The sequence below is a fragment of the Trichocoleus sp. FACHB-6 genome, from assembly GCF_014695815.1.
In the GTDB taxonomy this organism is placed as follows: domain Bacteria; phylum Cyanobacteriota; class Cyanobacteriia; order Cyanobacteriales; family FACHB-T130; genus Funiculus; species Funiculus sociatus.
Window position 1 is genome coordinate 1 of record NZ_JACJOY010000123.1, and the last position, 4,250, is coordinate 4,250.

The 4,250-nt window shown below is 46.1% G+C and carries 3 protein-coding genes; all 3 read left to right on the forward strand.

Annotation, left to right across the window (positions count from 1 at the left end):
• The first annotated feature begins 94 nt into the window (after window positions 1-94).
• Genes H6F66_RS24965 through H6F66_RS24975 form a run of 3 tightly spaced genes read left to right on the forward strand, consistent with a single transcriptional unit; the run spans window position 95 to window position 4,172 of the window.
• Window positions 95-2,692, forward strand: coding sequence for a DDE-type integrase/transposase/recombinase (locus H6F66_RS24965; RefSeq protein ID WP_190427212.1), 2,598 nt, complete (start codon window positions 95-97; stop codon window positions 2,690-2,692).
• Window positions 2,692-3,888 (forward strand): ATP-binding protein, encoded by a 1,197-nt coding sequence (locus H6F66_RS24970; protein ID WP_190427215.1) that lies wholly within the window; start codon window positions 2,692-2,694, stop codon window positions 3,886-3,888. The genes H6F66_RS24965 and H6F66_RS24970 overlap by 1 nt, the downstream gene beginning before the upstream one ends.
• The gene (locus tag H6F66_RS24975) at window positions 3,885-4,172 is read left to right on the forward strand and encodes a TniQ family protein (protein ID WP_190427218.1); all 288 of its coding nucleotides are present in this window, start codon (window positions 3,885-3,887) and stop codon (window positions 4,170-4,172) included. Before H6F66_RS24970 ends, H6F66_RS24975 begins: the two co-directional genes overlap by 4 nt.
• The last annotated feature ends 78 nt before the right edge of the window (window positions 4,173-4,250 follow it).

Sequence of the window (4,250 nt, forward strand, 5' to 3'; positions counted from 1 at the left end):
CAAGGATTTCCCATTCTTCATCGGTGAGGTCACTGGAATACGGCATCGGAGCAGGGTGAGACGGCTTTGAGTACCTTAATTTAGGCTCCGTAAGATGTCAAATGGGTTCTATAAACTAGAGCATGACGAAGATGTGCTGGAGTACTACGATCAGCCTCCCCCCATTGAACTTAATTATCTGAGTAAGTCAGGACGACGCAATCGCCACTTACACACACCAGATTTTTTCGTCATTCGGAAAAACACCGCAGGCTGGGAAGAGTGCAAGACACAAGAAGAGTTACTCAAAAAAGCACAGGAGAGTCCGAATCGTTACCAGCTTGGAGAGCATGGTAAGTGGCAATGCCCTCCAGGTGAAGAGTACGCACACGCACTGGGTTTGTACTACAGTTTTCGCTCATCTGCTGAAATTGATTGGGTATTCCAGAGAAACTTTATTTGGCTGGAGGATTACTTTCAAGCCAAGTTGCCACAAGTCGATGAGGAGGTTTCTCGTGCCGTCCTTTCAGTTGTAGAAGCCGAGCCAGGAATTGTCCTAACCGACTTACTCAATCGTGTTGAGCAAGCTAGGATCGACGACCTCAATATCCTGATTGCTACTGATCAAGTGTACGTTGACCTCAGTGCAGTTCCCTTGAGGCAACCGGAGCAGGTACAAGTTTTTCTCGACCAAGAAGAAGCTTTCACTTATGCTCAAGTAACCAAGATTGCTCCCCCAACGTCTGTAAGCCAAGTTTGCGCCGTTAAAGTTAGTGCTGGGACATCAATATCCTGGGATGGTGAAAACTGGCAGATTGTGAATACGGGCAACACATCGATTGGACTGTTGAAAGACAATGTAGAGTTTATCCAACTACCTAACAAGGTGTTCGAGAGTTTAGTTGAGAAAGGACAAATTACTGGTCTTCTAGCCCAAACCGAATCAAGCCTTAATACTGAAATTGAGGAAATACTCCGCAAAGCCAGTAAAAGAGACCGGGAAGAAGCCAACCGTCGCTACAAAGCAATTGAACCCTTTCTCAATGGCAACTCATCCACCAAACCTAATCGCTCCGAACGTCGTTGGATTACGAGCTACCGAGAAGCCGAAAAGATTTACCAGCGAGGCTTCATCGGACTCCTACCGAACCATCAACAGAAGGGAAATTACCAGCCGAAAATCAGCGAGGAAGTCCGAACCCTCATGGAGGCGTTTATTGAGGATAAGTATGAAACCCTCAAGCAGCAGTCAATCAGCCGAGTTTACTCGTCTTTTAAAGAAGAATGCATCCAACAAGGAATTAAGCACCCAAGCTACGAATTGTTTCGGCAAGCCGTTCACGAGCGTCCTGCTTATGAGCAGACTCTAAAGCGCAAGGGACATCGAGCCGCTTACCAAGAGGAACTGTTCTACTGGCGCTTAGACAGAGAAAACACACCTCCCCACGGTGAACGCCCATTTGAAATCTGCCACATCGATCACACCCAAGCCGATGTTGAGTTGGTCAGCTCAATTATGGCGGCTATCGGCGGTAACTTAGAGTTTGTGTCTAATAACGGCAATCAAGAGCGTCCTTGGTTGACCTTATTGATGGACGCTCACTCAAGACGAATACTTGCTGCTTACCTAACTTTCGATTCACCTAGCTACCGCTCCTGCATGATGGTTTTGAGAATTTGCGTCCAACGCTTTGGTCGCCTTCCCCAAATGATTGTGGTGGATAACGGTGCAGAGTTTAATAGCAGCGACTTTGAAACCCTCCTCGCTTACTACCGATGCACTAAGAAGCAAAGACCTCCAGCGAAGGGACGTTTTGGTTCAGTTATTGAGCGCTTCTTCGGGGTTGCCAACCAGGAGTTCTGGCACAATCTAAAGGGCAACACCCAGATTATGCGAAATGTCCGCCAAGTAACAAAAGGTGTCAATCCGAAAAATCAGGCAGTCTGGACGCTGAGGAAGGTATACGAATACCTGTGTGAATATGTCTATGAAGTTTACGAAACCTCACCTCATCCTGCCTTGAGGCTGAGTCCCAGAGATGCCTTTAATGCTGGCATAGCCAGAGGAGGTAGTCGAGAGCATTTGCTCATTTCTCCAGACGAGTTTCGGTTACTATCTTTACCCTCACCAACAGACCGAGAAGGCAAAAGAAAAGTTACGCGGGAAGGGGTAAAAATTAACCACCTCTATTACTGGCACAAATCCTTCAGTGGGATAAAGGTTCGGGACTCAGATGTAGAGGTGAAATACGATCCATTCGATATCACTGTGGCTTATGCCTACGTCAACAAGGAGTGGGTGAAATGTTCTTCAGGTTATCTCCAAGAACTCCAAGGTCACTCAGTACGAGAGTTGATGACTGCTACCACCGAGTTGAAAAAGCTTAATCAGATTCAAAATCAGCGGTTTAGTGAAATCAGTGGTAAAAGACTTGCTCAGTTCTTTGCCTCTGTGGAGAAGAAAGAGGTGGCTCTCTCACCACCTGGCAGGGAGGCAAAAAAAGCTGTACTAGCCCAGCGCAGGCGGGATTTGGAAGTCAAGCAGGTACATGCACTGATTGAAGGTGATTCTGTGGAACAAGAACCTGATTCTTCTTTAAACCTTCTTGAAGAATCCCTCAGTAATGAAAGTGAAAGTTTACCCCTACCCACAGAGTCTATTCCACTGGATGATGATGATGTTGAAATTTTTCAACCTCTTGAGGAATGGTAATGGCAACTGAGCAGGGATTTCCACCAGAATTACTCACTCAATCAGCACAAAAGCGCTTAGATTACTTCAAGGCTCCCGATAAAACCATAATGCACGGGAATCCGAAATTAGCATATAACCAAGTTTTGCGTGCCATTCGAGAACCAGCAGGAGCTTCGATAATTCTGGTTATGGGCCCATCCCCATCCGGTGTAGGCAAAACCACTTTACTACGCTTGGTTGAGAAAAAAATTATTGAGGAAAGCTTGCTACAGATGGAACTCGACCCCGGTTGGATTCCGATTGTCTGCGTCGAGGCAGTCGCACCAGGGAAAGATACTTTCAGGTGGAAAGACTTCTATAAACGTACTTTGATTGCTATCGATGAACCACTGATTAAGGAAAAAATTAGCTATAGCGAAGACGGTATCCGCCGTGATAGCGAGGGGAAACTCATTGTTAAGTCAAGGGCAACTGAAGATAGCTTGCGTTTAGCAATGGAGCAAGCTTTGTCTCACCGTAAACCCTACACTCTAGCGGTGGATGAATTTCAGGACATTGGTAAGATGGCTAGCCAAAAGGTCTTGGAAGCTCACATGGACTGCATTAAGTCAGCGGTGAATACTACCAAAATTCCCTGGACTGGGTTTGGGACTTATCAACTTGTTGACTTCCTGGAACTGAGTCCCCAATTAAGCCGACGGACTCGGATTATTCACTTGCCTCGCTACTGCCTAGAGCAGAATGAGGACATCAAGGAGTTTAAACGTGTTCTAAAACATTTGCTGTGCCGGATGCCATTGCCAGAAACACCCCCTTTAGTGGAAAAATACTGGGAATACTGCTACGAACGCAGCATTGGCTGTATTGGTACTCTCAAAGACTGGCTGATACAAGCACTTGACCTAGCTCTTGAAGAAGGCGCAACTACTCTCAGCTTTAGTCATCTGGAACAAACAGCGAAATTAACTTCTGAGTGCATACAAATGGCAAAAGATGCGATTGAGGGTGAAGAAAAGTTGACCAATACTAAAGATAGTCAACGCCAATTGCGTGATCTTCTGAACTCGAAGAAACAAAAAGTTCAGGAAGATCAGACTAACTCAGGTGGAAATGGCAAGCCACAGAAGGACGGTGGCGAGTCACAGTCCCAGAGGAGGCGGCGAGTGGGGCAACGCAATCCCAAGCGAGATCCACTAGCAAGTGAATCATTATGAGCGTTGATGAATGCACTTCGCTTGAGATGTGGGATTTGCAAAAACCTGCTATTCCAGCGCGTAGCCGTCTTTATTACATAGAACCTATTGGCGTGGGAACACGCTACACAGAAAGCTTAAGCAGTTATTTGACTCGATTAGCTCAAGAGCATTGCGTTACCTTCCAAAAGTTAGTAATGGGAGAAATCGCTTCACAAATGATGGGGAAAGATTATGAATCTGCTCTGATTAAGAAGAGTGTTAGTACCCTCAGGAGTTACGCAGTTGAACTGAAGATGCGGTAGAAGGAAGGAATGAATTGTTAGCTTCCATCGTTTCCAGTGCCTCTATGTGAACGTTGAACTGAAGATGCGGTAGAAGGA

Excerpts from the sequence above, each read along its gene's own strand:
- H6F66_RS24965 (WP_190427212.1), top strand. The coding sequence starts at position 95 with ATGTCAAATGGGTTCTATAAACTAGAGCATGACGAAGATGTGCTGGAG.
- H6F66_RS24970 (WP_190427215.1), top strand. The coding sequence starts at position 2,692 with ATGGCAACTGAGCAGGGATTTCCACCAGAATTACTCACTCAATCAGCA.
- H6F66_RS24975 (WP_190427218.1), top strand. The coding sequence starts at position 3,885 with ATGAGCGTTGATGAATGCACTTCGCTTGAGATGTGGGATTTGCAAAAA.